The 26736-nt window shown below is 74.1% G+C and carries 29 protein-coding genes; 23 read left to right on the top strand and 6 right to left on the bottom strand.

All coding sequences use genetic code 11. The features are described 5' to 3' along the window. Positions 1–357: 357 nt before the first annotated feature. The 17 genes from ACIGXM_RS26335 (at position 358) to ACIGXM_RS26415 (ending at position 16201) form a co-directional block, all read left to right on the top strand. Positions 358–1212 carry an FKBP-type peptidyl-prolyl cis-trans isomerase gene (locus ACIGXM_RS26335; protein ID WP_396564958.1) on the top strand — a complete coding sequence of 285 codons (855 nt, stop codon included), beginning with the start codon at positions 358–360 and terminating at the stop codon, positions 1210–1212. A 130-nt stretch (positions 1213–1342) separates the two neighbouring features. Then, positions 1343–2662, top strand: a complete 1320-nt coding sequence (locus ACIGXM_RS26340) for an FKBP-type peptidyl-prolyl cis-trans isomerase (RefSeq protein ID WP_396564960.1) — start codon at positions 1343–1345, stop codon at positions 2660–2662. A gap of 178 nt (positions 2663–2840) precedes the next feature. Beyond that, on the top strand, positions 2841–3215 hold the full coding sequence (locus ACIGXM_RS26345; RefSeq protein ID WP_396564962.1) for an FKBP-type peptidyl-prolyl cis-trans isomerase: 375 nt from the start codon (positions 2841–2843) through the stop codon (positions 3213–3215). Between the two features lie 151 nt (positions 3216–3366). Then, positions 3367–4347: a helix-turn-helix transcriptional regulator gene (locus ACIGXM_RS26350; protein WP_396564963.1), complete on the top strand. Its 981-nt coding sequence runs from the start codon at positions 3367–3369 to the stop codon at positions 4345–4347. 32 nt (positions 4348–4379) lie between these two features. After that, on the top strand, positions 4380–5324 hold the full coding sequence (locus tag ACIGXM_RS26355; RefSeq protein ID WP_396565141.1) for a helix-turn-helix transcriptional regulator: 945 nt from the start codon (positions 4380–4382) through the stop codon (positions 5322–5324). 3 nt (positions 5325–5327) lie between these two features. After that, entirely contained in the window at positions 5328–5603 is a 276-nt protein-coding gene (locus ACIGXM_RS26360; RefSeq protein ID WP_396564965.1) for a hypothetical protein, read from the top strand. A gap of 45 nt (positions 5604–5648) precedes the next feature. Next, a complete protein-coding gene (locus ACIGXM_RS26365; RefSeq protein ID WP_396564966.1) occupies positions 5649–5822 on the top strand; it encodes a hypothetical protein in 174 nt (57 codons plus the stop codon). A 170-nt stretch (positions 5823–5992) separates the two neighbouring features. Next, on the top strand, positions 5993–6259 hold the full coding sequence (locus tag ACIGXM_RS26370; RefSeq protein WP_396564968.1) for a twin-arginine translocase TatA/TatE family subunit: 267 nt from the start codon (positions 5993–5995) through the stop codon (positions 6257–6259). Positions 6260–6367: 108 nt separating this feature from the next. Then, positions 6368–7282, top strand: a complete 915-nt coding sequence (gene tatC, locus ACIGXM_RS26375; protein ID WP_396564970.1) for a twin-arginine translocase subunit TatC — start codon at positions 6368–6370, stop codon at positions 7280–7282. Between the two features lie 174 nt (positions 7283–7456). After that, on the top strand, positions 7457–8629 hold the full coding sequence (locus ACIGXM_RS26380; RefSeq protein WP_396564972.1) for an NAD(P)/FAD-dependent oxidoreductase: 1173 nt from the start codon (positions 7457–7459) through the stop codon (positions 8627–8629). A 137-nt stretch (positions 8630–8766) separates the two neighbouring features. Then, positions 8767–9081: a (2Fe-2S)-binding protein gene (locus tag ACIGXM_RS26385; RefSeq protein ID WP_396564974.1), complete on the top strand. Its 315-nt coding sequence runs from the start codon at positions 8767–8769 to the stop codon at positions 9079–9081. Further along, positions 9062–10552, top strand: a complete 1491-nt coding sequence (locus ACIGXM_RS26390) for an FAD-dependent oxidoreductase (protein WP_396564976.1) — start codon at positions 9062–9064, stop codon at positions 10550–10552. The genes ACIGXM_RS26385 and ACIGXM_RS26390 overlap by 20 nt, the downstream gene beginning before the upstream one ends. 178 nt (positions 10553–10730) lie before the next feature. Beyond that, a complete protein-coding gene (locus ACIGXM_RS26395; protein WP_396564978.1) occupies positions 10731–11702 on the top strand; it encodes a dihydrodipicolinate synthase family protein in 972 nt (323 codons plus the stop codon). A gap of 93 nt (positions 11703–11795) precedes the next feature. Continuing rightward, positions 11796–12797 (top strand): proline racemase family protein, encoded by a 1002-nt coding sequence (locus ACIGXM_RS26400; RefSeq protein ID WP_396564980.1) that lies wholly within the window; start codon positions 11796–11798, stop codon positions 12795–12797. A gap of 16 nt (positions 12798–12813) precedes the next feature. Further along, the gene (locus ACIGXM_RS26405) at positions 12814–14193 is read left to right on the top strand and encodes an aldehyde dehydrogenase family protein (RefSeq protein ID WP_396564981.1); all 1380 of its coding nucleotides are present in this window, start codon (positions 12814–12816) and stop codon (positions 14191–14193) included. Next, entirely contained in the window at positions 14190–15182 is a 993-nt protein-coding gene (locus ACIGXM_RS26410) for a proline racemase family protein (RefSeq protein WP_396564983.1), read from the top strand. Before ACIGXM_RS26405 ends, ACIGXM_RS26410 begins: the two co-directional genes overlap by 4 nt. Then, positions 15179–16201 carry an ornithine cyclodeaminase family protein gene (locus ACIGXM_RS26415; protein ID WP_396564985.1) on the top strand — a complete coding sequence of 341 codons (1023 nt, stop codon included), beginning with the start codon at positions 15179–15181 and terminating at the stop codon, positions 16199–16201. The genes ACIGXM_RS26410 and ACIGXM_RS26415 overlap by 4 nt, the downstream gene beginning before the upstream one ends. Here the strand turns inward: ACIGXM_RS26415 and ACIGXM_RS26420 are convergent. Then, positions 16130–16468, bottom strand: a complete 339-nt coding sequence (locus tag ACIGXM_RS26420; protein ID WP_396564987.1) for a hypothetical protein — start codon at positions 16466–16468, stop codon at positions 16130–16132. The two genes, ACIGXM_RS26415 and ACIGXM_RS26420, sit on opposite strands and share 72 nt — an antisense overlap. A gap of 299 nt (positions 16469–16767) precedes the next feature. Between ACIGXM_RS26420 and ACIGXM_RS26425 the strand changes: the two genes are divergently transcribed. Beyond that, on the top strand, positions 16768–17478 hold the full coding sequence (locus ACIGXM_RS26425) for a GntR family transcriptional regulator (protein ID WP_396564989.1): 711 nt from the start codon (positions 16768–16770) through the stop codon (positions 17476–17478). Positions 17479–17584: 106 nt separating this feature from the next. Here the strand turns inward: ACIGXM_RS26425 and ACIGXM_RS26430 are convergent, their stop codons facing one another. Next, positions 17585–18307, bottom strand: a complete 723-nt coding sequence (locus ACIGXM_RS26430) for an ABC transporter ATP-binding protein (RefSeq protein ID WP_396564991.1) — start codon at positions 18305–18307, stop codon at positions 17585–17587. Next, on the bottom strand, positions 18304–19377 hold the full coding sequence (locus tag ACIGXM_RS26435) for an FtsX-like permease family protein (protein ID WP_396564993.1): 1074 nt from the start codon (positions 19375–19377) through the stop codon (positions 18304–18306). Before ACIGXM_RS26435 ends, ACIGXM_RS26430 begins: the two co-directional genes overlap by 4 nt. A 241-nt stretch (positions 19378–19618) precedes the next feature. Between ACIGXM_RS26435 and ACIGXM_RS26440 the strand changes: the two genes are divergently transcribed. Further along, positions 19619–20890 carry a sensor histidine kinase gene (locus ACIGXM_RS26440; RefSeq protein ID WP_396565143.1) on the top strand — a complete coding sequence of 424 codons (1272 nt, stop codon included), beginning with the start codon at positions 19619–19621 and terminating at the stop codon, positions 20888–20890. Next, entirely contained in the window at positions 20887–21519 is a 633-nt protein-coding gene (locus tag ACIGXM_RS26445) for a response regulator (protein ID WP_396564994.1), read from the top strand. Before ACIGXM_RS26440 ends, ACIGXM_RS26445 begins: the two co-directional genes overlap by 4 nt. 84 nt (positions 21520–21603) lie before the next feature. On the opposite strand, the gene ACIGXM_RS26450 is transcribed toward ACIGXM_RS26445, so the two are convergent. Then, on the bottom strand, positions 21604–21768 hold the full coding sequence (locus ACIGXM_RS26450; protein ID WP_396564996.1) for a hypothetical protein: 165 nt from the start codon (positions 21766–21768) through the stop codon (positions 21604–21606). Positions 21769–21941: 173 nt separating this feature from the next. Between ACIGXM_RS26450 and ACIGXM_RS26455 the strand changes: the two genes are divergently transcribed. Then, entirely contained in the window at positions 21942–22973 is a 1032-nt protein-coding gene (locus tag ACIGXM_RS26455) for a nitronate monooxygenase (protein ID WP_396564998.1), read from the top strand. Between the two features lie 74 nt (positions 22974–23047). On the opposite strand, the gene ACIGXM_RS26460 is transcribed toward ACIGXM_RS26455, so the two are convergent. Further along, on the bottom strand, positions 23048–24505 hold the full coding sequence (locus ACIGXM_RS26460; RefSeq protein ID WP_396565000.1) for an aminopeptidase P family protein: 1458 nt from the start codon (positions 24503–24505) through the stop codon (positions 23048–23050). Positions 24506–24598: 93 nt separating this feature from the next. Here ACIGXM_RS26460 and ACIGXM_RS26465 point away from each other — a divergent pair, with 93 nt between their 5' ends. After that, positions 24599–24790, top strand: coding sequence for a DUF6011 domain-containing protein (locus ACIGXM_RS26465; RefSeq protein WP_396565002.1), 192 nt, complete (start codon positions 24599–24601; stop codon positions 24788–24790). Positions 24791–24863: 73 nt separating this feature from the next. Continuing rightward, positions 24864–26069, top strand: coding sequence for an aminotransferase class V-fold PLP-dependent enzyme (locus ACIGXM_RS26470; RefSeq protein WP_396565004.1), 1206 nt, complete (start codon positions 24864–24866; stop codon positions 26067–26069). A gap of 20 nt (positions 26070–26089) precedes the next feature. Here ACIGXM_RS26470 and ACIGXM_RS26475 read toward each other — a convergent pair whose 3' ends face one another. Further along, positions 26090–26464, bottom strand: a complete 375-nt coding sequence (locus ACIGXM_RS26475) for a hypothetical protein (protein ID WP_396565006.1) — start codon at positions 26462–26464, stop codon at positions 26090–26092. Positions 26465–26736 lie beyond the last annotated feature (272 nt).

The following is a 26736-nucleotide window of genomic DNA, read 5'->3' on the forward strand; positions in this document are numbered from 1 at the left end:
CCCGGAGTGACGACGGCGGCCCGATCCGGACCCCGAGCGGGACCCACCGGCGTGGGGGGGGGGGGGGGGGGGGGGGCCCCCCCCCCCCCCCCCCCCCCGCGCCACCCCCCCCCCCCCCCCCCCCCCCCCCCCCCCCCCCCCCCCCCCCGCCTTGCGTGGAGCCGTCAGGTAATGGTTCTAGGGTGGGTCGAGTTCGCTGGCCGTACTTGACCGACAGTTAGGAAGACCGTGCGACGGATCGCCGGGGTGCTCCTTGTCCTGCCTCTGCTGGCGCTGACGGCGTGCAGCAGCGGTACACCCGTGAAGAGCGGGTCGTCCGCGGCGCCGACCAGTTCGGCGCCGGCGGTGCCGAGCCCGGTGAGTTCGGCCTCGCCGATGCCGATGGTGAGCGGTGACGTCGGGAGCAAGGCGACGATCACCCTTCCGTCCGGGCCGCCGAGCGGGCAGTTCGTGGTGAGCTCGGTCAGTGACGGGGACGGCCCGACGGTCGGCCACGGCGACTGGGTGACGGTGAACTACACCGCGAAGGACTGGACGACCGGCAAGGACCTGCCGAGCTCGTACGACGCGGGGTCCAAGCCGCAGCTCTACCAGGCCGGGATCGGGCAGTTGGTGCCGGCCTTCGACCAGAGCGTGGTGGGCAAGAAGGTGGGCAGCCGGGTGCTGGTGGTGGCGCCGCCGGCGGCGGCCTTCGGCAACACCGGGAACACCACCCTGGGGATCGGTCCGGGGGACACCGTGGTGTTCGTGCTGGACGTGGCGCAGGCGGTGCCGCAGGACTCGGTGGTGACCGGGGCGATGACCCAGCCGCCGCCGACGCTGCCGCAGGTGAAGGACAACGGCAAGGCGGCGCCGACCATCACCATCCCGTCGAACGAGGCGGCGCCGACCGACCTGAAGACCTCGGTGCTGATCAAGGGGGACGGCAAGCAGGTCAAGGCGGGGCAGACGCTGGTGGTCCAGTACACCGGGGTGACCTGGAGCAACGGGCAGCAGTTCGACTCCTCCTGGAGCCACGGCGGTGCCCAGGCGCTGCAGGTGGGGACCGGGAGCGTGATCAAGGGCTGGGACGAGGGCCTGGTGGGGCAGAACGTGGGCAGCCGGGTGCAACTGGTCATTCCGCCGTCGCTGGGCTACGGGGACAAGGCGCAGTCCTCGATTCCGGCGAACTCGACCCTGGTGTTCGTGATCGACATCCTGGAGGCTGTGTAGTTCCTGGCGTGGGTGGGCATTCGCGGGGTGTCATGGACACCCCGCGAATGCCTGCCCTCATGTCGAGCTGACATACTGCTGGCGATTTCGCACAGCGGCGAGCGATCTTGAGGGCGAGGATAGGGGAGTCATGGCTGAGAATGCTTCGGGCCCGGACGAGGCCGGTACCGCGAGTGGTGCGGTAGACCCGGCGGCGTCGCGGCCCGGCGGCCCGCTGCCCGGGGACGGCGAGTCGATCGTGATCCCGCCGTCGATCCTCAAGCAGCAGGCCGGTTGGGCGCAGCCCGGTCAGAGCGCCCCGGTCGTGTCGGGTGGGACGTCCGAGGACGAGGCGCCGCAGGTCTTCGCGTCGACCGTGCGCAAGCAGCAGCTGTCCGAGGCGGACTACGAGAACGCGCCGGGCGGTGGCCGGCTCGGGGTGATCCTGGGCACCGTGCTGGCCGTGCTGCTGGTGGGCAGCGGTGCCGGGCTGTACCTGGTCAACAAGCACGACGACAGCAAGCCGGCGGCCTCGGACACCGCTAGCAGCTCGCCGAGCACCCCGGCCGTGCCGCCGCTGAAGCACGACGCCAAGGTGCTGCCGACGGTCACCGGTGACTTCGGCAAGAAGGCGACCATCACCGTGCCGTCCCAGGCCCCGGACGGTACGTTCGTGGCGAAGACGATCTCCGAGGGCAGCGGCCCCAAGATCAACAAGAACGACTGGGTGACCGTCGGGCTCACGCTGAAGGACTGGAACACCGGCAAGGACCTCCCGGGGAGCTACGACAGCAACGGTCAGCCGCAGATCTTCCAGGCGGGCACCGGCCAGCTGATCCCGGCGCTGGACTCCACCCTGGTGGGGCAGAAGGCGGGCAGCCGGGTGCTGGTGGTCGCGCCGCCGACCGCGGCCTTCGGCTCCCAGGGCAACCCGCAGCTCGGCGTGGGCGGCAACGACGACCTGATCATGGTGATCGACATCCAGGGGGCGGTCGCGCCGGACGCCCGGGTGAGCGGTGACGTGACCGAGCCGCCGGCCGACTTCCCGCAGGTCAAGGTGAACGGTCCGAAGAAGGCCGACACCATCACGCCGCCGGCGAACGTGACCGACCCGACCAGCCTGAAGACCGCGGTGCTGATCCAGGGCAACGGGCCGAAGGTGCAGAGCGGTCAGCAGGTGGTCGTCCAGTACACCGGCGTGACGCTGAAGGACGGCAAGGAGTTCGACTCCTCGATCCCCAAGGGGCAGGCATTCCCCTTCGCCGTCGGTGCCGGCCAGGTCATCGCCGGCTGGGACCAGGGCGTGGTCGGCCAGAACGTGGGCAGCCGGATCGAGCTGGTGATCCCGGCCTCGCTGGCCTACAAGGACCAGCCGCCGGCGGGCAGCGGGATCCCGGCCAACGCCTCCCTGGTGTTCGTGGTCGACATCCTGGCCGCCGGGCAGGGCTCGGGCGGCAGCGGCGGGCAGTGATGACAAGATAGGGCGACCGGCTGTCGGGGCGACCCGCGGCCGGGCCTGAACTGCGCGGGCGGCGGACGCCCGTACGGTGGTTCCCGTCGGAGCCGCGGTACGGTGCTCCGCCGCCGTGCTGTGTTCCGGGTTGTTGACGTGACGGCCGAGTCAGTCGGCCGATGAGGAAGAGGCAGTGATGAGCGAGAAGAAGAAGCCGGAGATCGACTTCCCGGGCGGCGAGGCGCCGGCCGACCTGCAGATCCGCGACATCGAGGTGGGCACCGGCGAGGAGGCCAAGCCGGGCCAGCTGGTCAAGGTCCACTACGTTGGCGTGACCTTCGAGACCGGTGAGGAGTTCGACGCCAGCTGGAACCGCGGTACCCCGTTCCAGTTCCCGCTGGGCGCCGGCCGCGTCATCAAGGGTTGGGACGAGGGTGTCGTGGGCATGAAGGTGGGTGGCCGGCGCGAGCTGATCATCCCGGCCCACAAGGCGTACGGCAACCAGTCGCCGTCGCCGCTGATCCCGGCCGGCTCGACCCTGATCTTCGTGGTCGACCTGCTGGGCGTCTGAGCCCCTCGCCGAGGTGGCCGCAGCCCGCTCCGGCGGGGTGCGGCCACCTCGGCTTTCGCTCTGTGTGGTGCTACCGGTACGGTCGGGTCGCCGGGATCAAGATTCCTCGGCGGGCACCCGCGCGCGGCGCGGCACACCGGAAGGGTCAGCGATGGCGATCGCCAAGGCAGAGCGGCTGATGAACCTCGCCCTGTGCCTGATGAACACCAAACGTCCGCTCTCCAAGCGGGAGCTGCGGGAGTCCGTCGAGGCCTACCGGGAAGCCGGGTCGCACGGCAGCGAGGACGCCTTCAACCGGATGTTCGAGCGGGACAAGGACGATCTCCGCGAGCTGGGGCTCCTGATCGACACTGACGAGAACACCCTGGACGGCGAGATCGGCTACCTGGCCCGCCGGGACCGCAACCGGCTGCCGGAGATCGCGCTGGACGCCGAGGAGGCCGCCGCGCTCAGCCTGGCGGCCAAGGTGTGGCAGCAGGCCCGGCTCTCCGGGGCGGCGAGCGGCGCGCTGCAGAAGCTGCGGGCGGCCGGGGTGCCGTTCACCGAGGAGGAGCCCGAGGGGCGCACCGCGCTGGAGCCGCGGATCCCGGCCCGGGAGGCCGCGTTCGAGCCGCTGCTGCTGGCCGCGCGGGACCGCCGTCCGGTGAGTTTCGAGTACCGCAAGGCGGGTGCCTCGGCGGTCGAGCAGCGCACGGTGGAGCCGTGGGCGCTGGAGTGCTGGCGCGGGCACTGGTACCTGGCCGGCTGGGACCGGGACCGGGCGGCGGTCCGGGTGTTCCGGCTGAGCCGGATCAGCGGCCGGGTGCGGGCCCGCGGCGGCGTGTTCACCGCGCACATCCCCGAGCACGTGGACGTGCGCGCGTACGTGGCCACCTTCGCGGGCGAGGGCGCGACCGCGACGGCGACCGTCCGGCTGCGCCGCGGCGCCGGCTTCCCGCTGCGGACCAAGGCACTGAGCACCCGCGCGGTGGACGAGCAGTGGGACGAGCTGGAGATCCCGTACGGCTACGGGCTGGGCGCCGACCTGGCCGAGTACGGGCCGGACCTGGTCGTCCTGGAGCCGGACGACCTGCGCGCCGACGTCATCGACCGGCTGCGCGCGGTGGCCGGCCTCGCAGCTGAAGGAGCCTGACGGTGAGCAACGCCATCGACCAGACCCGCCGCATGCTCTCGCTGGTCACCTACCTGCGCGAGCGCCCCGGAGCCGAGGTCGCCGAGGTGGCCCGGGCCTTCGGGATCACCGAGCGCGAGCTGATCGCGGACCTGAACGTGCTGCCGATGTGCGGTACCAGCTTCCGCGGCGGCGACCTGCTGGACATCGACACCGACGGCGAGCGGATCTGGTGGCACAACGTCGACGACGTCGCGCAGCCGCTGCGGCTGGCGGCCGACGAGGCCACCGCGCTGCTGGTGGCCGCCCGGGCGGTGGCCGGGCTGCCGGGGCTGCGCGAGCGGGACCGCCAGGCGCTCACCCGGGCCGTCGCCAAGATCGAGAACGCGGCGGGGGAGAGCGCCGAGGGCAGCGCCCGGGTCGGGGTGACCTTCGAGGCCGAGGGTCAGGTCTTCGCCGACATCGACCGGGCGCTCAGCGAGCGGCGGCGGATCTGGCTGCGCTACTACTCGCACGGGCGCGGCGGGATGACCGAGCGCGAGGTGGACCCGATCCGGCTGGTCACCGAGGGCCACACCTACCTGGAGGGCTGGTGCCGGACCTCGGAGGACCGCCGGCTGTTCCGGCTCGACCGGGTGGCCGAGGTCAAGCTGCTGGACGCGCCCGCGGACCCACCCCGGCTGGAGCCGCGCGACCTCTCGCAGGGGCTGGTGAACCCGGCGGCGGACGACCCGCAGGTGGTGGTCGAGGTCGGGCCGGCCGGACGGTGGGTCGCCGAGTACTACACGCACGACTTGGCCGAGGAGCTGCCGGACGGCGGGCTGCGGATCACCCTGCGCAGCTCGGACCCGTCGGGGCTGCGCACCCTGGCGCTGCGGCTCGGGCGGGACGGGCGGATCGTTTCGCCGGCGCACCTGGCCGAGCAGGCGCGGGAGGCGGCGTCGGCGGCGTTGGCGGGGTACGGGGAGCCGGCGGGTTCGTCGGGCGTGGTGGGCTGAGGCGTGGCGGAGGAGGACGGGGGAGTGGAGGCCGGGTTCGCCGAGGACACCCGTTTCAAGGTCTACTGCTCGCAATGCCGGGAGAAGGTCGAGCTCGCGGCGTCCGAGTTCCGGCTGGCGCTGGGGCGCACCCGGGAGCGGACCTTCTACAGTTTCACCTGTCCCGCCTGCGGGGCGGCGGTGCGCAAGCCGGCCGGGGAGAAGATCGTCGCGGCGCTGAGCGGTGCCGGAGTGAGCACCATCCGGTTGCTCCAGGCCGTTCCGGCGGCCCAGGGCTGAGGGCGTTGGGCCCGGTCGGACTCGAGTTGAGGACGGAGGAGCGTCATGCCGTGGACCATCATGGCGGCGGTCGGCCTGGCCACGGCCGGGCTGCTGGTACTGGGGGTGCTCGCGGGTCGGTTGTGGCGGGACGTGCGGGGCCTGGCCCGGCAGGTGGACGCCGCCGGGCGGGCGCTGACGGAGGCCTCCGGGGAGCTGGCGCGAACCGTACAGGGCTGACGCGGCCAAACTTCACCTGCCCGTCGGGTGCACTGGTCTGCTCCTGCCGGGACGCGCGCGTTAGGCTCTGACCGTGGCCTGCGGTGTCCCGTGGGCCCGCCGTCACGTCCACCAGCGGTTTCGGCGCCCTCGGCGGCGTCCGGTCGCCCACGTCGAGAGAGCAGTCGCCCATGGGCAGGATCCTGGCGTTCCTGATGATCGCCCTGATGGCGTTCGCCTTCTTCGGCGGCAAGCGGCTGCCGGAGCTGGCCCGGGGACTGGCGCGGTCACTGCGGATCCTGCGCAGCGAGAGCGCCGCGCCGCGCGGCGGGGGGACGGAGCGGCCGGCCGCCGGTCCGGTGGCGTCGGGCGGGACGGTCAGGACGATTCAGGCCGCGCCCGGTGACACCTCCACCGCACGGCCGGTCACCGAGCACGGGAGCGGCGGGCCGCGCTGAGCGCCCGCCGGTCCGCACCGCGGTCCGCCGTCCGGCGGGCCACGACGCACGAGTTGAGGACCGGGGTTGAGCAAGTCTTCCAAACCGCCCAAGGACCCCGAAGGTCGGATGTCCCTCGGGGATCACCTGCGCGAACTGCGCAACCGGCTGGTCAAGTCGGTGCTGGCGATCGTGGTGTGCACGATCATCGCGGCGTGCTTCAACAAGGAGCTGCAGGTCTTCCTGATGCGGCCGCTGCCGAGCTGCACCGCCGCGGAGCTCCAGCAGCAGGCGGAGGCCGCCCACAAGTGCTCGGTGGTCGCCGTCATCGGTGTCACCACGCCGTTCACCCTCGCCCTCAAGGTCTCGCTGACCGCGGGCCTGCTCGGCGCGCTGCCGGTGTGGCTGTACCAGCTGTGGGCGTTCATCTCCCCCGGTCTGCACCGCAACGAGCGCAAGTACTCGCTGGGCTTCCTGGCCGCCGGCATCCCGCTCTTCCTGGGCGGCGCGGTCTGCGCGTACCTGCTGATGCCGACCACCATCCGGGTGCTGTCCTCGTTCACTCCGATCGGGGCGCAGCAGATCCTGCCCGCCGAGGACTACTTCAACATCGCCACCAGGATGGTGCTGGTCTTCGGGGCGGCCTTCGAGTTCCCGCTGGTGCTGGTGATGCTGAACTTCACCGGCGCGCTCACGGGCAAGCGGATGCTCGGCTGGTGGCGCGGCATGATCATGGGCATCACGGTCTTCGCGGCGTTCGCCACGCCCAGTGCCGACCCGCTGAGCATGCTGGCGCTGGCCTCGCCGATCTGGGTGCTGTTCTTCGCCGCGGTGGGGATCTCGCTGCTCAACGACCGGCGCCGGCTGCGCCGCAACCCGGATGCCGGGCTGAGTGACGAGGAAGCCTCGCACGTCGATCTGGGCGTGGAGACGGTCGGGTCGGCCGAGGCCGTGACGGCGTCCGCGCCGGCGGTCGCCTCGCCGGCGCCGGTGGCGTCCGTGCCGGTGGCGCGGGGCGAGCAGGTGGACGACGACATCACCTGAGGGTGATGCGGTGACGGTGACCGGTACGGCGGAGCGCCTCGACCCTGGTGGGTCGGGGCGCTCCGCCGTTGCTGCCTCCGTCAGCCGTCGGTGCCTGCGTCAGCCGAGACCTGGGCTCGCCGTACGGGATTCCTTGGCGGCGGGTTGGAAATGTGACATATTACTGACGTGGTTATGAGACCGTCCCACGATGTCGTGGTGGTCGGCGCCGGCGTGGTCGGCGCCGCCTGCGCCTACTACGCCGCCCGCGCCGGGCTGTCGGTCGCCGTCGTCGACCGGGGGCCGGTGGCGGGCGGGACCACGGGGGCGGGGGAGGGCAACCTGCTCGTCTCCGACAAGGAGCCGGGGCCCGAACTGGCACTGGCGCTGTTCTCCGCACGACTGTGGCGCGAGCTCGCCGAGGAGCTGCCCGCGGCGGTCGAGTACGAGGCCAAGGGCGGGCTGGTGGTCGCCGCGGACCACGGTCGGCTGACGGTGCTGCGCAGGCTGGCGACCGCGCAGGCGGCGGCCGGCGTGACGGCCGCGGAGGTGTCCGCCGCCGGGCTGCGGGAGCTGGAGCCGCACCTCGCGCCCGGAGTGGCCGGCGGGTTCCACTATCCGCAGGACGCCCAGGTCCAGCCGGCGCTGGCTGCCGCCCACCTGCTGCACGCGGCGCGTCGGGCCGGTGCCCGGGTCCATCTGGGCGAGCGCGTCGACGCGCTGGTGACCGGGCCGGGCGGTGCCGTGCGCGGGGTGCGGACGGCGCGGCGCACGCTGGCCGCCGGGGCCGTGGTCAATGCCGCGGGTACCTGGGGTGGCGAGATCGCGGCGCTGGCCGGGGTGACGCTGCCGGTGTTGCCCCGGCGTGGCTTCGTCCTGGTCACCGAGCCGCTGCCGCGGGTCGTGCGGCACAAGGTCTACGCGGCGGACTACGTCGCCGACGTGGCGAGTGACTCGGCCGGGCTGCAGACCTCGGCCGTGGTCGAGGGGACGCCGTCCGGGCCGGTGCTGATCGGTGCCAGCCGGGAACGGGTCGGCTTCGATCCGGTGCTGTCGGTCGCCGTGCTGGCCCGGCTGGCGGCTCAGGCGGCGGCGCTCTTCCCGGTGCTGGCCGATGTGCGGGTGCTGCGCGCGTACCGGGGCTTCCGTCCGTACCTGCCGGACCATCTGCCGGCGATCGGCGCGGATGCGCGGGCGCCGGGCCTGTACCACGCCTGTGGGCACGAGGGCGCGGGGATCGGCCTGGCGCCCGCGACGGGGCTGCTGATCAGCCGGCTGCTGACCGGGGGGCAGATGGAGTTGGACCTCGCGCCGTTCCGTCCGGAGCGGTTCGCGGTGGGCGGGGCGAGCGGGGGACGGGGTGGGTGAGCCGGTCGGGCCGTTCGTCCGGTTGGTCCGTCCGGTCGGTCGAGCGGCTGATCGCCTGACTGCTCGCTTGTCGCTCGCCCGTTGTTCGCGTGTTTGTTCTCGTGTTCGCTTGTTCGCTTGCGCAGAACGGAGGAGCCATGGCACGTACCCCCGCCGCGCTGGTCGCGGCCGACCCGGGGCCGGCCCACAGCATCGAGTTCGACGGGCGGCGCGTGCCCGCGCTGCCCGGGCAGACCATCGCCGCCGCGCTCTGGGCCGCGGGCGTCGTGGCCTGGCGGACCACCCGGGTGGCGGGCCGGCCGCGCGGTGCGTTCTGCGGGATCGGGGTGTGCTTCGACTGCCTGGCCACCGTGAACGGGCTTCCGAACCAGCGCACTTGCCTGCTGCTCGCCGAGCCGGGCGCCGTCGTCACCACGCAGGAGGGGGACGGGCATGCCGACCTCGGGGTCTGAGCGTGGTGGGCGGCGGTGGGCGGGTGGTGCGGTGGTCCACGACCTGGCGGTGATCGGGGCAGGTCCGGCCGGGCTGGCGGCGGTGGTGGCCGCTGCCGACCTCGGGTTGCGTTGTGTTCTGCTCGACGCGGGTGCCCGGGTGGGTGGGCAGTACTACCGGCACCCGGCACCCGAACTGCGGGCCGCCCGTCCGGACCGGTTGCACCACCACTGGCACGCCTTCGCCGACCGTGCGGACCGCCTGACGTCCCACTGCCGCTCCGGTCGGGTGGACCAGTTGACGCACCATCATGTGTGGGCCGCCGAACCGGGCGAGACCTGGCGGTTGTTCGCCGCTACCGGGCCGGATGGTGCGGGCGGCGCTGTCATCACCGCCCGGGCCGTGCTGCTGGCAACCGGTGCCTACGAGCGGCAACTCCCGTTCCCCGGTTGGACCTTGCCCGGCGTGGTGAGCGCGGGTGGGGTGCAGGCGATGTTGAAGTCGGGGTTGGTGCTGCCGGGGCGGCGGATCGTGGTGGCGGGGAGCGGCCCGCTGTTGCTCGCGGTGGCCGCGTCGCTGGCGGCGGCCGGTGCCCGGGTGCCCGCCGTGGTCGAGGCCGCCGACTACCTCGGCTACGCTCGCCGCCCGGATGTACTCGTCGGCGTCCCGGGCAAGTTGGCGGAGGGGGCGGCGCACGGGGCGGCGTTCCTGTGGCATCGCGTGCGGTTGCTGCGAGGCGGCGCTGTGGTCGAGGCGCACGGTGACGAGCGGGTCACCGCGGTGACGGTGGCACGGCTGGACGGTGACTGGCGCGTGGTGCCGGGGACCGCGCGGCGAGTCGCCTGCGACGCGCTCGCGGTGGGGCACGGGCTGGTCCCGCAGATCGAGCTGGCCGTCGAGTTGGGCGCGGCCACGCGGGTCACTCCGGACGGCGCGGTCGCGCTGCGCGTCGACGGCCGGCAGCGCACCAGCGTGCCCGGTCTCTGGGCGGCGGGTGAGTCCTGTGGTGTCGGTGGCGCTGAATTGGCTCTGTGCGAAGGTGAGTTGGCTGCTCGGGCGATCGCCGGGGAAGTCGCCGGCCGGTCTGTCGATCCGCCTTCGGAACTGCTCGGCAGGCGGCGGCGGTTGCGGGCCTTCGCGGAGCTGATGGCCGCGAGCCACCGGCCGGGGCAGGGGTGGGCCGACTGGCTGCGCCCCGACACCGAGGTCTGCCGCTGTGAGGAGGTCACCGCCGCGGCGGTCTGGGCGGCCGTCGATGACCTGGGGGCCGGAGACGTCCGGACCGTCAAGTTGCTCACCCGGGCGGGGATGGGGTGGTGCCAGGGGCGGATGTGCGGCTCGGCCGTCGGTCTGCTCGCGGAGGGCGCTGGTCCTGCCGCGGGTGCGGGGGATGGGTCGGGAACTGCTCCGGTGGCCGACCGCCGGCCGTTGTCGTGTCCCGTGCGGCTGGGGGAACTGGCCGCGCTGGCCGAAGGGAGCGTGGAGGAGTGAGAGCGCTGCTCTCCGTTGCGACTGCCGATCTGTTGACGGAGCGGTGATCGGCAAGGTGGCCGGTGCTCTGTATGAAGAGCAGCGCTCTCAAGCGAGATTGGCGCTCCTCGACGAGGGCGTTGATCGCGGGCGCGAGCACTGATCTCACCCTTGTCGCCCGCCCGGCGAACAATATAAAATGTCACACCTCATTAAGGAGAAGCTCGTGGTCAACGCTTCGCTCGACCGCATCCGCCCGTGGCACGGCATCATGGTCGCCACCGCGCTTCCGTTCCGGGCCGACCTCTCGGTCGACTTCGACGCCTACGCCCAGCACGTCCGCTGGCTGGTGGACTCCGGCTGCGACGGGGTGGTCCCCAACGGTTCGCTCGGCGAGTACCAGACGCTGACGCCGGACGAGCGCGCCCGGGTGGTCGTGACCGCCGTCGAGGCGGCCGGCGACGGGGCCCGGGTGATGCCGGGGGTGGCGGGATACGGCAGCGCCGAGTGCCGCCGCTGGGCCGAGCAGGCCGCCGAGGCGGGCGCCGGCTCCGTCCTGCTGCTGCCGCCGAACGCCTACCGGGCCGACGCCGCGACCGTCCGGGAGCACTACGCCGAGGTCGCGAAGGCCGGGCTGCCGGTCGTCGCCTACAACAACCCGTACGACACCCGGGTGGACCTCACGCCCGACCTGCTCGCCGCGCTGCACGGGGACGGCAGCATCGTGGCGGTCAAGGAGTTCAGCGGCGACGTCCGCCGTGCCTACCAGATCGCCGAGTCGGCACCGGGCCTGGATCTGCTGGTCGGCGCCGACGACGTGCTGCTCGAACTCGCGCTGGCCGGCGCGGTCGGGTGGATCGCCGGTTTCCCCAACGCGGTGCCGGAAGCGACCGTCGCGCTCTACCGGGCCGCGGTCGCGCACGACCTGGCCGCCGCGCTGCCGCTCTACCGGGCGCTGCACCCGCTGCTGCGCTGGGACTCCAGGACCGAGTTCGTCCAGGCGATCAAGCTCTCGATGGAGCTGGTGGGTCGGCCCGGGGGGCCGACCCGGCCGCCGCGCGGTCCGCTGCCGGCGGAGGCCGCCGCCGAGGTGCGCGCCGCCACCGAGCGTGCGCTCGCCCAGGCGTCGGGTCTGCCGGCCGCGGGTCTGCCCGCGGGCCGGCCCAGCTGACCGCGGCAGCGGCGGATGACAGCGGACGGACCTCGCCCCGCCGCGGGGACCGCCGACCCCACCACCGACCCCACCACCGACGAAGGGTCACCGATGCGCACCCGTCACGTCTTCCACGCCGTCGACTCGCACACCGAGGGCATGCCCACCCGTGTGATCACCGGGGGGTTCGGCGTCATCCCGGGCGCCACCATGGCCGAGCGACGAGTCCACTTCCAGCGGCACCTCGACCACTTCCGCACCCTGCTGATGTGCGAGCCGCGCGGCCACGCCGCGATGAGCGGCGCCGTGCTGCAGCCGCCCACCCGCCCCGACGCGGACGCGGGCGTGCTGTTCATCGAGGTCTCCGGGCTGCTGCCGATGTGCGGCCACGGCAGCATCGGCGTCGCCACCGTCCTGGTGGAGACCGGCATGGTCGAGGTGGTCGAACCGGTCACCACCGTCCGGCTGGACACCCCGGCCGGCCTGGTCACCGCCGAGGTGCAGGTCCGCGACGGCGCCGCCACCGCCGTGACGATCCGCAACGTCCCGTCCTTCGCGGTCGCCCTCGACCAGAAGGTCGGGCTGCCCGGTCGCGGCACGGTCGGCTACGACCTCGCCTACGGCGGCAACTTCTACGCGATCCTGCCGCTGGCCGCGCTCGGGCTGCCGTTCGAGCACGCCCGCAAGCAGGAGATCCTGGACGCCGGGCTGGCCCTGATGAGGGCGATCAACGAGGCCGCCCGGCCGGTCCACCCCGAGGACCCCGGGATCAGCGGCTGCCACCACGTCCAGCTGCTCGCTCCCGGTGCCACCGCCGAGCACTCCCGCCACGCGATGGTCATCCACCCCGGCTGGTTCGACCGCTCGCCCTGTGGCACCGGGACCAGCGCCCGGATGGCCCAGCTGCACGCCCGCGGCGAACTCCCGCTCGACCGCGACTTCGTCAACGAGTCGTTCATCGGTTCGCGTTTCACCGGCCGCCTGGTCGCCGAGACGTCCGTGTCCGGCCGCCCCGCCGTGGTTCCCACGGTGACCGGCCGCGCTTGGCTGACCGGCACCGCCCAGTACTTCCTGGACCCCACCGATCCGTTCCCCGCGGGGTTCCTGCTGTGAGAGAAGGGTTTCCGCTGTGACCGTCACCTCCCGCAACCCCGCCGACCCCGCCGACCTGGTCCTCGAGACGCAGACCCGCGGCGCGTTCGGCACCGCCGCGGCCGTCGAACGGGCCAGGGCCGCCCAGCCGGGCTGGCTGGCGGCCGGCGCCGCCGCGCGCTCGGCCGCGCTGGGCCGGGCCGCCGACGCCGTCGAGGCGAACGCCACCGAACTCGCCGCGCTGACCGTCCGCGAGGTCGGCAAGCCGATCACCGAGGCCCGCGGCGAGGTGACCCGCACCGTCGCGATCCTGCGCTACTACGCCCAGGCCCCTTACGCACCCACCGGCGCCGTGCACGAGCCGACCGCAGGCGCCGGCCTGCTGCTGACCCGCCGCCGCCCGTACGGGGTGGCCGGGTTGGTCACGCCGTGGAACTTCCCGCTGGCGATCCCGGCCTGGAAGGCCGCCCCGGCGCTGGGGGTCGGCAACACCGTGGTGCTCAAGCCCGCCCCCGAGGCCACCGCCTGCGCGCTGCGGCTGGCCGAACTGCTCGACCTGCCGGCGGACGTGCTGACGGTGCTGCCGGGCGGCCCGGAGGAGGGCCACGCCTTGGTCGCGGCGGCCGACGTGGTCTCCTTCACCGGATCGACCGCCACCGGTCAGGCGGTCATCCGCACCGCCAGCAGCCGGGGCGTCCCGGTGCAGGCCGAGCTGGGCGGGGTGAACACCGCCCTGGTGCTGCCGGACGCCGACCTCGACCGGGCCGCCGCCCACCTCGCCGCGGCCATCGCCGGCTACGCGGGCCAGAAGTGCACCGCCACCAGCCGGGTGATCGCGATCGGTCCGGCCTACCCGGCGCTGCGGACCGCGCTGGCCAAGGCGCTGGCCGCGACCCCGGCCGGCGACCCCGCGCGGCCGGAGACGGTCTGCGGCCCGGTGATCTCCGAAGCCGCGCTGGACCGCCTCACCGGTGCGGTCGACTCCGCCCGGGCCGCCGGCGCGAAGGTCCTGGCCGGTGGCGAACGGGCGCCGCTGGACGGCTGGTTCATCGAACCGACGCTGCTCGCCGACGTCCCGGACGGGCATCCGCTGCTGACCGAGGAGTTCTTCGGCCCGATCGCCGTCCTGCTGCCCGCCACCGACCTGGACCAGGCCGTGGCGCTGGCCAACGCCACCCGACACACCCTGGCCGCCTCGGTGCACACCGCCGACCTGGACGTCGCGCTGGCCGCCGCCGACCGCCTGCACGCCGGGATGATCCGGATCAACGCGCCCACCAGCGGTGTCGACTTCCACCTACCGTTCGGCGGGGCCAAGACGGCCTCCTACGGCCCGCGCGAGCAGGGCGCGGCCGCGCTCGACTTCTACGCCACCGAACGGACCATCACCCTGCTGCCCGACGGCGGCCCTCGGTGATCATCGAGACCATCGACTACCACACCGCGGGCGAGCCGTTCCGGATCGTCACCGGCGGCCTGCCGGCCGTCCCCGGCGACACCGTCGCCGAGCGCCGGGCCCACGCGCTCGGCCCGGGCGGCGGCCCGCTGGACGGCGTCCGGCAGCTGCTCACCCGCGAACCGCGGGGGCACGCGGGGATGTACGGCGGGTTCCTGGTGCCGCCGGACGACCGTGGGGCCCAGCTCGGCGTCCTCTTCTTCCACCAGGACGGCTACTCGACCGCCTGCGGCCACGGCACCATCGCGCTCGGCGCCTGGGCGGTGGAGAGCGGGCTGGTCGCGGCACCCGAGGACGGCGGCGTGCCGGTGCGGATCGACGTGCCGTCCGGCCGGGTCACCGCGCTGGTGCACCGGGCCGGCGGTCGCACCACGGCGGTGGGCTTCCGGTCGGTGCCGGCCACCGTACTGGCCCGCGGGGTGCCGGTCGCCACCGCGCTCGGCACCGTACGGGTGGACGTGGCGGACGCCGGCGCCCGCTACGCCTCGCTCGCGGTCCCGGAGGTCTCCCCGGCGGCGCTGCCGGAGCTGGCCGCGCTCGGCCGGGCGATCCGGGCGGTCCTGGTGGCGGAGTACGACCTGTACGGGGTGGTCCTGTACCAGGAGCTGCCCGACACGCCGGCGGGCCCGCACCAGCGCGGCGTCACGGTCTTCGCGGACGGTCAGCTGGACCGCTCGCCGTGCGGTTCGGGGACTGCCGCCCGGCTCGCCCTGCTGACCGCCGACGGGCGGATCGCCGCGGGGCAGGAGCTGCGGCACGAGTCGGTGGTCGGCACCGTGTTCACCGGACGGCTGCTCGGCGAGAGCCCGCGCGGTCTGCTCACCGAGGTCACCGGCCAGGCCTACCGGACCGGCGAGCACCGCTTCGTGCTGGACCCGGACGATCCGTTGGGCACCGGGTTCCGGTTCGGCCCGGCGTCGCCGGGGCTCGGCGGAGGAGCGGTCGGGTGAGCGCACCGGGGCCGGTGCTGCCCGTCCTGCCGGCCGATCTGACGCCGGAGCAGGCCCGGGCGGTCATCGTCGGCGTGCTGCTCGACGGCCTCGACCCCGAGCAGGACCCGCCACGCAGTGCCGTCCCGGTGCCGGCCGGCGAGCTGCTGCTGATGCCCGCGGTGGGTGCGGCGCACGTCGGCGTGAAGATCGCGGGGGTGGTGCCCGGCAACCCCGGCCGTGGCCTGCCCCGGATCACCGGCGGCTACCTGCTGCTGGACGGCCCGACCCTGCGCCCGCTCGCACTGCTGGACGCCGCCGCGCTCACCGCGCTGCGCACACCCGCCGTGACGGCTGCCGCTCTGGACCGGCTGGCCGATCCGGCCGCCGCGCACCTGGTGCTGTTCGGCGCCGGACCACAGGCCCACGGACACCTGGCGGCGCTGTGCGCGATCCGCGCGCTGGACCGGGTGACGGTGGTCGCCCGCCGCGCCGGACCGTCCGCCGCGTTGCTCGCCCGGGCCCGGGCGCTCGGCCTGCGCGCCGAGGCGGGCCGGCCGGACGCGGTGGCGAGGGCCGATCTGGTGGTCTGCTGCACGAGTTCCGGCCAGCCGCTCTTCGATGGCGCGCTGGTCCCGGACCACGCGGTGGTGGCGGCGATCGGCGCCCATCGGCCGCGGGCCCGGGAGACGGACACCGCGTTGGTCCGGCGGGCCGCTTGCTACGTCGAGGCCCGCTCCGCCGCCCGGCGGGAGGCCGGGGACCTGCTGCTGCCCTGGGCGGAGGGGGAGGGGCCCGGACCGGACGGCTGGGCCAACCTGGCCGAGCTGTTGACCAGCCGGGCCCCGGTACCCGGTGACCGCCCGCGTCTCTTCAAGGGCGTCGGGATGGCCTGGCAGGACCTCGCCCTGGCCGCGGCGCTGCATCGGCGGGCGGTGACCGGGGCGGGGTCGGCCGGGCAGCCCCGCTCAGTAGACCTTGAAGCTGCCGGTGCCGATCACGTGGTTACCGAAGCCGGGCTTCACCGAGCCGTCGAGTGAACCGTTGAGCGCCGCGGGGAAGAGGCATCCCGGGGCGGCGTAGACGTGGACCGTGGAGTCGGTCAGGTTGTCCAGCAGGTGCGAGAAGGGCGGCAGCTTGTAGCAGGTCCCCTGCTGCGGGTTCTCGTAGACGTCCAGCGGTTGGAGCTCGGTGGAGAAGACCACCACCCGTCCGGTGGCTGCTTGGGCCGGGGCGGCGGCGCCCCCCAACAGGGTGGCGGTGGCGCTCGCGGCCGCGAGGACGGCGGTGATCACGGGACGACGCATCAGGGATACTCCTGGGGCTCTCTTCCGGACAGCCGGGAGGGCCTGAACGAGCAGTCCGACAAACGGACTTGCCGGTCAGCGGCGCCTCTCGGGAATTGGCCCAAGTCGATCACGGGAAGCGATGCTTTGTACGCGCTCCGCGCTCCCGCGTGTCGGCATGTCGGAGTGTCTGGCACCCGGTTGGCGGATCCGGCGCACTCCGCACCGGAGGCGAGCCGGAGTCGGAGGGCTTCGCCGTCTCGATGATCACCGAAACGTGACATTGTACGCTGGTGCTCCGCACCTTCCGGAGGACCGTCGTGAACGAGCCGAAGCCCCGCACCCTCATCTCCGTCCAGGAACGCCTGCGCGACCAGGTCGCCCACGCGCTGCGGGCCGCGCTGATCTCGGGCGAGCTGCGGCCCGGTGTGGTCTACTCCGCGCCGGCACTGGCCGCCGACTTCGGGGTCTCCGCCACGCCCGTTCGCGAGGCGATGCTCGACCTGGCCCGGGAGGGGCTGGTCGAGGCCGTCCGCAACAAGGGGTTCCGGGTCACCGAGCTGACCGAGCGCGACCTGGACGACTTCACCGAGATCCGGGCCCTGATCGAGGTCCCCACGGTGGCCCGGCTGGCCAGCACCGCCACGCGTGAACAGCTGGCCGAGCTGCGCCCGGTGGCCGAGGAGATCGTCACCGCCGCCCGCGCCCACGACCTGATCGGCTACCTGGAGGCCGACCGGCGTTTCCACCTGGCACTGCTCGGCCTCGCCGGCAACGCCCGGCTGGTCGAGGTGGTCGGTGACCTGCGCAAGCGCTCGCGCCTCTACGGCCTGACCCGGCTGGACCAGCGCGGCGAGCTGGTCTCCTCCGCCGAGGAGCACCTGGAGCTGTTGGACTTGCTGCTGGCGGGCGACAGCGCGGCAGTGGAGGCCTGCATGGTCCGCCACCTGGGTCACATCCGCTCGCTCTGGGCCGAGGGCCAGGAGGAGGCCAGGGCGGAGCGGCCCGCGCTGCGACTGGGCACCACCTGACCAACCGGCAACCGGCAGCCGGTAACTGGCGGCCGGCGCCCGGCCGGCGATCGCTCCGCCTCAGAACCCCCCCCGCCCCGGACGCCCGACCTCGGAAAGCCCCGCCTCAGGTCGGCTCGCTCAGCCGGCCGTCCCGCATCAGCAGCACCCGGTCCGCCCGGTCCAGCAGCGCCCGGTCGTGGGTGACCATCACGGTGGCGGTCCGATGGGTGCGGGTCACCTCGCCGAGCAGCTCCACGATCCGCGCGCCGCGCTCGTGGTCCAGGGCCGAGGTCGGCTCGTCCACCAGCAGCACCGACGGCCGGCCGAAGAGCGCCCGGGCGATGTTCACCCGCTGGCGCTCGCCGCCGGAGAGCTGGTGCGGGCGACGCTGCTGTTTGCCGCCGGACAGGCCGACCGAGTCCAGCAGCTCGGCGGCCCGCGCCCGGGCCTCGCGGACCCGTTCGCCGCGCACGTCGGCCAGTACCAGCAGCTGCTCCAGCGCGGTCAGCGAGGCCAGCAGGTTCGACTGCTGGAAGACGATGCCCAGCTTCGCCCGGCGCAGCGCGGTGCGGGCCCGGTCGCCCAGCGCCCCCGCGTCCTGACCGTCTATCAGGACCTGTCCGCTGTCCGGTCGCAGCAGGGTGGCGGCGACCGCGAGCAGGCTCGACTTGCCGGAGCCGGACGGCCCGGCGACCGCGGTGAACTCGCCCGGCCCGACCTCCAGCGAGACCCGGTCGAGCGCGGTCAGCCGGCTCTCGCCGTCCGGATAGCTGAGGGTGACCGCGCGCAGCGCGAGGCCGGTGTGGACGCCGTGCTCGGCGGCGACGGTGGTGGACGGAGTGGTCATCGGTTGGCTCCCAGGGCGGCGATCGGATCGACGGAGGTGATCCGGCGGACGGCCAGCGCGGCGCCGGCCAGCCCGAGCAGGACCATCGCGAGCACCGGGACGGCGACGCTGGACACGCTGAGGTCGAACGGCACCCCGTCGGAGGCGATCAACCCGCCCACCACCCCGGCCGCCCCGCCCAGCAGCGCGCCGGCCAGCAGCACCGCCGCGGCCTGCGCCAGCGCGTCGCGGACCAGGTAGCCACTGCTCGCGCCGACCGCCTTGAGCACCGCGATGTCGGGCCGGCGCTGCACCGTCCAGACCGTGAAGAAGGCGCCCACGACCAGCGCGCTCACCGCGAACAGGAAGCCCTGGATCATCTGCAGGCTGCCCTGCTCGGCGGTGTAGCCGTCGATCGCGCTCGGCGCGTCCGAGCGTGGTACGGCCGCGGTGTTCTGCGCCCGGTCCACGGCGGCGAGGTCGGCGCCCGGGCCGGTGCCGACCGCCAGGGCGGTCGGCCGGCTCTGCCCGCTGACCGCCTCCCAGGTGGCGATCGTGGTCCAGACGGTGGGTGCGTGCTGGTAGGAGCGGTCGTCGGTGATGCCGGAGACGGTCAGGGCGCGCGCGCCGACCGTCACCGGGCTGCCGACCGACAGGTGGTCCGCCGCGGCGGTGTCGCCGCCCACCGCGACCTGGCCGTCCTGCGGCGGGCCGCCGGAGAGCAGCGGTGGCAGCAGCGCGGACGGCGTGCCGAGCACACTGACCGAGGCGGCCGAGCCCTGTGCGGTCAGCCGGGTCAGCGCGATGCCCAGCGGCGTGACCGAGCGGATCCCGGGTGCGGCCGCCCAGCCGGCCTGCTGGCCGGCGGAGATGGTGCTGCTGCTGAACGAGGCGCTCGGCGCGGCCCCGGCGGGTGCGCCGAAGACGATCCGGTCGGCCGGCAGCCCGTCCACCGCCGAGGAGGCCGCCGACGCGAGCCCGCCGGTCAGACCGTAGAGGAAGACCACGAGCGTGGTGATGAGGGTGACCACGGCGCCCATCAGGGCGAAGCGGCCCCTGGCGAAACGGATGTCACGCAGGGCGACGAACACGGGGACCTTCCCGGTCGGTTGGGTTCGGGTGGGACTCCTCCACCTTGTCGGGTGCGCGGGCCGCTGCCATCGGGGAGAGGTGTGCTCCGCGGATCCGTCGGTCGGTGCACTCGGGAATACATCGAACGGTTGATGCCCGCGGGCTCGGCCTGGCCGCTGCCTGCCCGTAACCTCGGGAGGCGTGGGCACCACCGATCCGATCACCAGAGACTCGACCGCCGCCGATCCGGGCGACGACGAGATGGCCGCCGACCACGCGGGCCATTCTGCGAACACCCCCGCCCTACGGCTGATGAACCTGGCCCTGCACGGGCTCTTCTTCACCCTCCTGGCGGTGCTGCTGGCGCGCGGTCTGCTGGACGGCACGCTCGGCGGGCTCGGTGGGGCCCTGACGGTCGGGCTCGGCGCGGTGTACGCGGCGGGCGGGTCGGCCGAGCGGATCCGTACCGCGCGGCGCTGGGCGGCCGGCTGGCTGGCCGCGGTGATCGCGCTCTGGGCGGCGCTGGTGCTGGGCCATCCCGAGTTCGGCTATCTGGCCTTCCCGCTCTACTTCCTCTGCCTGCACCTGATGGCGCTGCGCTGGGCGCTGCCGTCGGTGCTGGGCCTGACCGCGGTCGTGGTGGCCGCCCAGGCCGGTACCGTCGGCGGGCTCACCACCGCCAAGGTGCTCGGCCCGCTGGCCGGCGCGGCGGTCGCGCTGCTCACCGCGTACGGCTACGCGGCGCTCTACCAGGAGAGCCGCGCGCGAAAACGGCTGATCGACGATCTGTTGTGGACCCGCGGCAGGCTGGCCGTCAGCCAGCGCGCGGCCGGCCAGCTGGCCGAGCGCCAGCGGTTGGCCAGGGAGATCCACGACACCCTGGCGCAGGGCCTCTCCAGCATCGTGCTGCTGGCCCGGGCGGCGGAGTCGGCGCTGCCGGCCGATCCGGCGACGGCCGCGCTGCGGATCCGCGAGGTCGGGCAGACCGCGGCCGAGAACCTGGCCGAAGCGCGCCGCTTCGTGCACGCGCTCACCCCGCCCGCGCTGGACGACGCGACGCTCAGCGAGGCGCTGCGCCGGCTGGCGGCCGGCTCCGGCGCGGTGTTCCGGCTGGACGGCGAGCCCTGTCCGCTGCCGGTGGAGGCGGAGGTCGCGGTGCTGCGGCTGACCCAGGAGGCGCTGGCCAACGCGGTGCGGCACGCTCAGGCCGCGCGGATCACGGTGACCCTGAGCTACCTGGACGAGGCGGTGACGCTGGACGTGTACGACGACGGCGTCGGGTTCGACCCACAGGCCGGGCCGGCGTCCGCCAGCGGGCAGGGGGGCTTCGGCCTGCACGGGATGCGGGAGCGGATCGCCGCGCTGGGTGGCACCCTGTCGGTCGAGTCGGTGCGCGGCGAGGGCACGGCGGTGGCCGTCTCGCTGCCCCTGCGGGTGGTCGGGACGGCTGGGAACACGCACAGCCGGGCGACCGGAACCGTGCCCGCGCCGGGCGGCGAGCGTGCCGCGCGGACCGGGGCGGTGGTCCGGTGATCCGGGTCCTGTTGGTCGATGACCACCCGGTGGTCCGGCGGGGGCTGCGCGCGATGCTGGACGAGTTGCCCGGGCTCACCGCGGTCGGTGAGGCGGCGGACGGCGCGGCCGCGCTGCGACTGCTGGCCGAGCCGGACGACCGGCCCGATGTGGTGCTGATGGACCTGCAGATGGGCGACGGGATGCACGGCGTCGAGGCGACCCGGCGGATCAACGCGCTGCCCGACCCGCCCGCGGTGCTGATCCTCACCACCTACAGCACGGATGCCGACATCCTGGCCGCGGTGGAGGCCGGCGCGACCGGCTACCTGCTCAAGGACGCCCCGCCGGAGGAGGTCGCGGCGGCCGTCCGGGCGGCCGCCCGCGGCGAGACGGTGCTCGCCCCGCCGGTCGCCGCCCGGCTGCTCGGGCGGGTGCGGGCGGGGCGGCCGACGCTCTCGCCGCGGGAGGTCGAGATCCTGCAACTGCTCGCGGCGGGGCTGGCGAACCGGCAGATCTCCAAGCGGCTCTTCATCAGCGAGGCCACCGTCAAGACCCACCTGGTGCACATCTACGACAAGCTCGGCGTGGACAGCCGGACGGCTGCCATCGCGGCCGGTCTCGCCAGCGGCCTGATCCGACCGGTCTGATCCGAGTCCCCACGGACCGACCGGTCCGGGCGAGGCCGAGTGGGCTGTCCGTCCTGTCCGCCGCCGGCGGTCAGCAGACCGGGATCAGCCGAGGTTGCTCTCGACCACCTCGAAGTCGGCGCCGGCGCCGGGGGTGGTCGGCTTGGGTGGCCGGTAGGGCTCCAGGACCGCGTCGGTGACCGGGGAGGAGACGTCCAGCGACCAGGTGCTGTTCCAGTCGGCGGGGTTCTGCTCGGGAGCCCGGTCCACCTCGGCGGTGCCGCCGGAGTAGGTGGCCGGACCATCGACGGTGCCGATCCTCCTGGCGGGTCTCTGCGCCGTGGTTGCAGACCGTGGCCAGCAACGTCCCGACCTGGCCGGGAGCCACGGCGAACGGTGGCGGACTGACGCTGACTGACAGGTCGCGGGCGTAGGCTGAGCGGGTGTTCACCCTCTCCGATCCGGTGGTTCCGATCATCGCCGCGCCGATGGCCGGTGGCGCTTCCACGCCCGAACTGGTGGCGGCGGTGAACCAGGCCGGCGGCCTCGGCTTCCTGGCCGCCGGTTACCGCACGGCCGGCGTGATGGCCGAACAGATCGCGCGCACCCGGGTGCTGACGGACCGTCCGTTCGGCGTCAACCTCTTCGTGCCCGCGGCCACCGATCCCGCCGCGCTGGCCGGGCTGCCCGCCTACCGTGCCGAGCTGCTGCCGGAGGCCGAGCGCTGGGGCGTCGAACTGCCCGAGCGGATCCCGCCGGACGACGAGGACTGGGCGGCCAAGCTGGCGGTGCTGCTCGCCGATCCCGTCCCGGTGGTCTCGTACACCTTCGGGCTGCCGACCCGTCAGGAGGCCACCGCGCTACGGGCCGCGGGCACCGCGCAGGTGGCCACCGTGACCAGTGCGGACGAGGCGCGGGCAGCGGCCCGGCTGGGGATGGACGCGCTCTGCGTCCAGGGCCCCGAGGCCGGCGGGCACCGGGGCACCCACCGAGCCGGCGACGAGCCGGGGACCGAGTCCCTGCCGGAGCTGTTGGTGCTGGTCCGCGCCGCGGTGGGCCTGCCGTTGATCGCTGCCGGGGGCCTGGCCACCGGCGCCGACCTGGCCGCCGCGCTGCGGGCCGGGGCCGCGGCGGTCCAGCTGGGCACCGCCTACCTGCGCGCCGACGAGGCCGGCACCTCCCCGGTGCACCGCGCGGCGCTGGCCGACCCGAGGTTCGAGCAGACCGTGCAGACCCGCGCGTTCACCGGTCGTGTCGCCCGCGGGCTGCGCAACGCCTTCACCGACCGGCACGCCGGCCACGCCCCGCACGCCTACCCCGAGGTGCACCACCTCACCGCCCCGCTGCGCGCGGCCGCCGCCCGCCGCGGTGACCCCGAGGCGCTGCACCTCTGGGCCGGGACGGGGCACGCTCGCGCCGGGGCCGGTCCGGCGGCCGAGATCACCGCCGCGCTCTGGCGGGCCGCCCAGCGGTAGCGGGCGGGTCGGTCACGGGCGCGACGAGTGGGGTGATGACCGGGCCGGGCTGGGGGCGCGGAGCGCCGGGGTCGTCAGCGCAGCAGGGTGGCCATCCACTCCTCGATGGCCGGGACGGTGCGTGGCAGGGCGCCGGAGAGCAGCCGGGCGCCCTCCGCGGTGATCACCAGGTCGTCCTCGATCCGGATGCCGATGCCGCGCAGTTCGAGCGGCAGGGTCTCGTCGTCCGGCTGGAGGTAGAGCCCGGGTTCCACAGTGAGCACGTGGCCCTCGGCCAGCACTCCGTCCAGGTAGGTCTCGGCCCGGGCCCGGGCGCAGTCGTGGACGTCCAGGCCGAGCATGTGCCCGCTGCCGCACAGGGTGTAGCGGCGGTAGAGCCCACTGTCCTCGTGCAGCGCCTGCTCGGCCGAGATCCGCAGCACGCCCCAGTCGGCCAGCCCCTCGGCGATCACCCGCATCGCCGCCAGGTGGAAGTCGCGGAACCGGGCACCCGGACGCAGCGCGGCGATGCCGGCGTCCTGGGCAGCCAACACCAGTTCGTAGAGCTGCCGTTGGACGGGGGAGAAGGTGCCGCTGAGCGGCAGGGTGCGGGTGATGTCGGCGGTGTGGAGGCTGTCGGTCTCCACGCCGGCGTCCAGCAGCAGGAGTTCACCCTCGCGCAGCCGGCCCTCGTTGCGGATCCAGTGCAGCACGCAGGCGTGCGCGCCGGAGGCGGCGATGGTCTGGTAGCCGGTCCCGTTGCCCTCGGCCCGGGCCCGCAGGTTGAAGACGCCCTCGATCCACCGCTCGCCGCGCGGGTGGCGCAGCGCCTCCGGCAGGGCGCGCACCACGTCGGTGAATCCGGCCGTGGTGTGGTCCACCGCGAGTTGCAGCCGGCCGACCTCCCACTCGTCCTTGATCAGGCGCAACTCGGACAACACGGAAGCGAGTTGGCCGTCCCGGTCGGCACCGGCGGTGGGGCGTCCGGTGGCCTGGTCGAGTACCGGGTCGACGCCGGCCAGCACCCGGGTGGCCGGTTGGGCGCCGGTCAGCAGCTTGGGCAGGTCGTCGAGATGGGCGGTGCGCAGGCCGGTCAGCCGGGCGGCCTCGGCCAGGTCGGGACGGCGGCCGACCCAGAACTCGCCGTACCGGCGGTCGCGGTAGCACTCCGGGCCGTTGCGCGGCGAGCGGGGGCGCAGGTAGAGCGTCGGTTCGTGGCCGGTGGCTCCGGCGGGTTCGAGCACGAGCACGTGCCCCGCCTGGTCCTCGCCGCACAGCCCGGTGAGCCAGGCGTAGGCGCTGTGCGGGCGGAAGCGGTGGTCGATGTCGTTGCTGCGGACCGTGAGTTGACCGGCCGGGATCAGCAGCCGCTCGCCGGGGAAGGCGGCGGAGAGTCGGGCGCGTCGCCCGGGCATGAGGTGGTGGCCCGGGACGCGGTCGTCGGCGGGTAGCGGAGTGGCGGCCCAGGAGGTGGCCATGAAGGCGTCCAGGGCGGGGGAGACCGGCAGGTCGTGGCTGCCGGTGTGGAGCGGGGCGGGCTGCTGCGGCGACATCTGACGGCTCCTCGGGGAGTGGGCGGCCTCCTGACGCTGTGAAATTTCACATTACTATGTTACTCGGCTCCGTGGCGCCACTAGGATGAACGAGTGACTGCTGATCAACCCGCCCTGCTGCCACCCGGACCCGCGACGTTGCCGTCCGTGGTGCGCTGTCGCCGGTGCGGGCGGGTGCTGCGGGATCCGGAGGCGCGGCTGCTGCGGCTGGGCAAGGAGTGCCGCGGGCCGGAGCAGGCGGTGCGGGTGGTGCCGGGTGAGCAGGACCCGCTGCCGGGCGTGTGACCCGGGCACGATGACCCGCCGACGTACCCGGGGTGTTGCCCGGTGGTCTCGTGGTGGGTTACAAGTAGGCAGCATGACAGCTGGGTTGCTGCTGGAGCCGGTCGAACTCCCGCCCGAGCCGATCGTCGGGGCCGCGGCCCTGTTCGCACTCGACCCCGCGGTGGCCCATCTCAACCACGGGTCGTACGGCGCCGTGCCGCTCCCGGTGCAGGCCGAGCAGCAGCGGTTGCGCGCCGAGCAGGAGCGGGATCCGGACGGCTTCTTCGGCACGCTGCCGGCCCGGGTCGCGGCCGCCCGGACGGCGGTGGCCAGGGCGCTCGGCATCGACCCGGTACGGCTGGCGCTGGTCAACAACGTCACCGAGGCGGTGGCGGTGGCGCTGGACAGCGTGTCACTCGCGCCGGGCGAGGAGATCCTGGTCACCGACCACAGCTACGGCGTGGTGGCCCGGGCCGCCGAGCGCCGGGCCGCGGAGTGCGGGGCGGTGCTGCGGACCGTCCGCCTCCCGCTGGAGCTCGCCGAGCCGCCCGACCCGCAGAGCGCGCTCGACGGCTTCGCGGGGCTGGTGTTGGCCGCGGTCGGGCCGCGGACCCGGGTGGTGATCCTGGACCGGGTCACCTCGCCCACCGCCCGGGCGGTCGCCACCGGCCCGCTGCTGAGCGCGCTGGCCACCCGCGGCGTGGTCACCATGGTGGACGCCGCGCACGCGCCCGGGATGCTGCCACTCGCCCCGGAAGTCGCCCTCGCCGACTTCTGGTTCGGCAACCTGCACAAATGGGCCTTCGCGCCCCGACCCACCGCCCTCCTCGCGGTGGGCCCGGCCTGGGGGGAGCGGATCCGTCCGCTCACCTACTCCTGGGAGCACGAGCGCGGTTTCCCGGCCGCCGTCGAGTGGCGGGGGACCTGCGACTACACGGCCTGGCTGGCCGCGCCCGGTGGGCCGGCCCTGCTGGCGCGGCTCGGCCCGGAGCGGGTGCGCGAGCACAACGAACGGCTCGCCCGGCACGGGCAGTGGCTGCTGGTGGAGCGGGGTGGGCTGCGGCCGTTGCCCGGCTCGGTCGGCGTCTCGATGCGGGCGGTCCGGCTGCCCGCCGGTGTCGCGGAGACCGAGGAGGCGGCCCGCGGGCTGGTGGCGACGGTCCGGCAGCGGCTCGGGGCACGGATCGCGGTGCGGCCCTGGGCGGGCGGCGGAGTGCTGCGGATCAGTGCGCAGGTGTACAACCGGGCCGCGGAGTACCAGGCACTCGCCACCGGCCTGGCCGGCCTGTTGAAGGGCTGAGCGGCCAGGAGGCCGCGAGGTCACAGCTCCAGCGCGGCCTCGATGCTCCTCAGCTGGTGCCGGGCCATCGCCAGGTTCGCCCGGGAGCGGCTGAGCGCCAGGTAGAGGAAGAGCCCGCGGCCGCTCTTCGTGGTCAGCGGGCGGATCAGGTGGTACTGGCTGCTGAGGCTGATCAGGATGTCCTCGATCTCGTTGTCGTGCAGGTTGAGCATCTCCATGGTCCGCATCTTGGCCCGGACCACGTCGGTGTTCCCGGCGGCCGCGATGTTGAGGTCCAGCTCGGTGTTGTCGCCGAGTGCTCCCAGGGCCATCCCGCTGCCGTAGTCGACCAGCGCGGCGCCGATCGCGCCGTCGATGGTCAACGCTTCCTTGAGTGCCGTCTCCAGGTTCGCCATCGGGCTGTCTCTCCTGCTCGTCGGTCGATCGCGTGCTCGGTCGGGGTCGTGATGTGCACCGACTGTAGGGACGGTGGCGACGTACGGTTGACGTTTGATCGCAGGCGACAAAACTCGGCCATCTTGTGCTCGATATCATCGGATACGTGATCGAATCTGTCCGGGAAAACTGTGCGATCAATGTCGGTCCGGCCGGGTAACCTCTCGCTGAGATGCTGGAACACCACAACGACCGCACCAGCTGCGTCCCGGCCCCGGCGGTTACCGGGGTG

It is taken from the genome of Kitasatospora sp. NPDC052896, from assembly GCF_044547075.1.
Lineage (GTDB): Bacteria > Actinomycetota > Actinomycetes > Streptomycetales > Streptomycetaceae > Kitasatospora.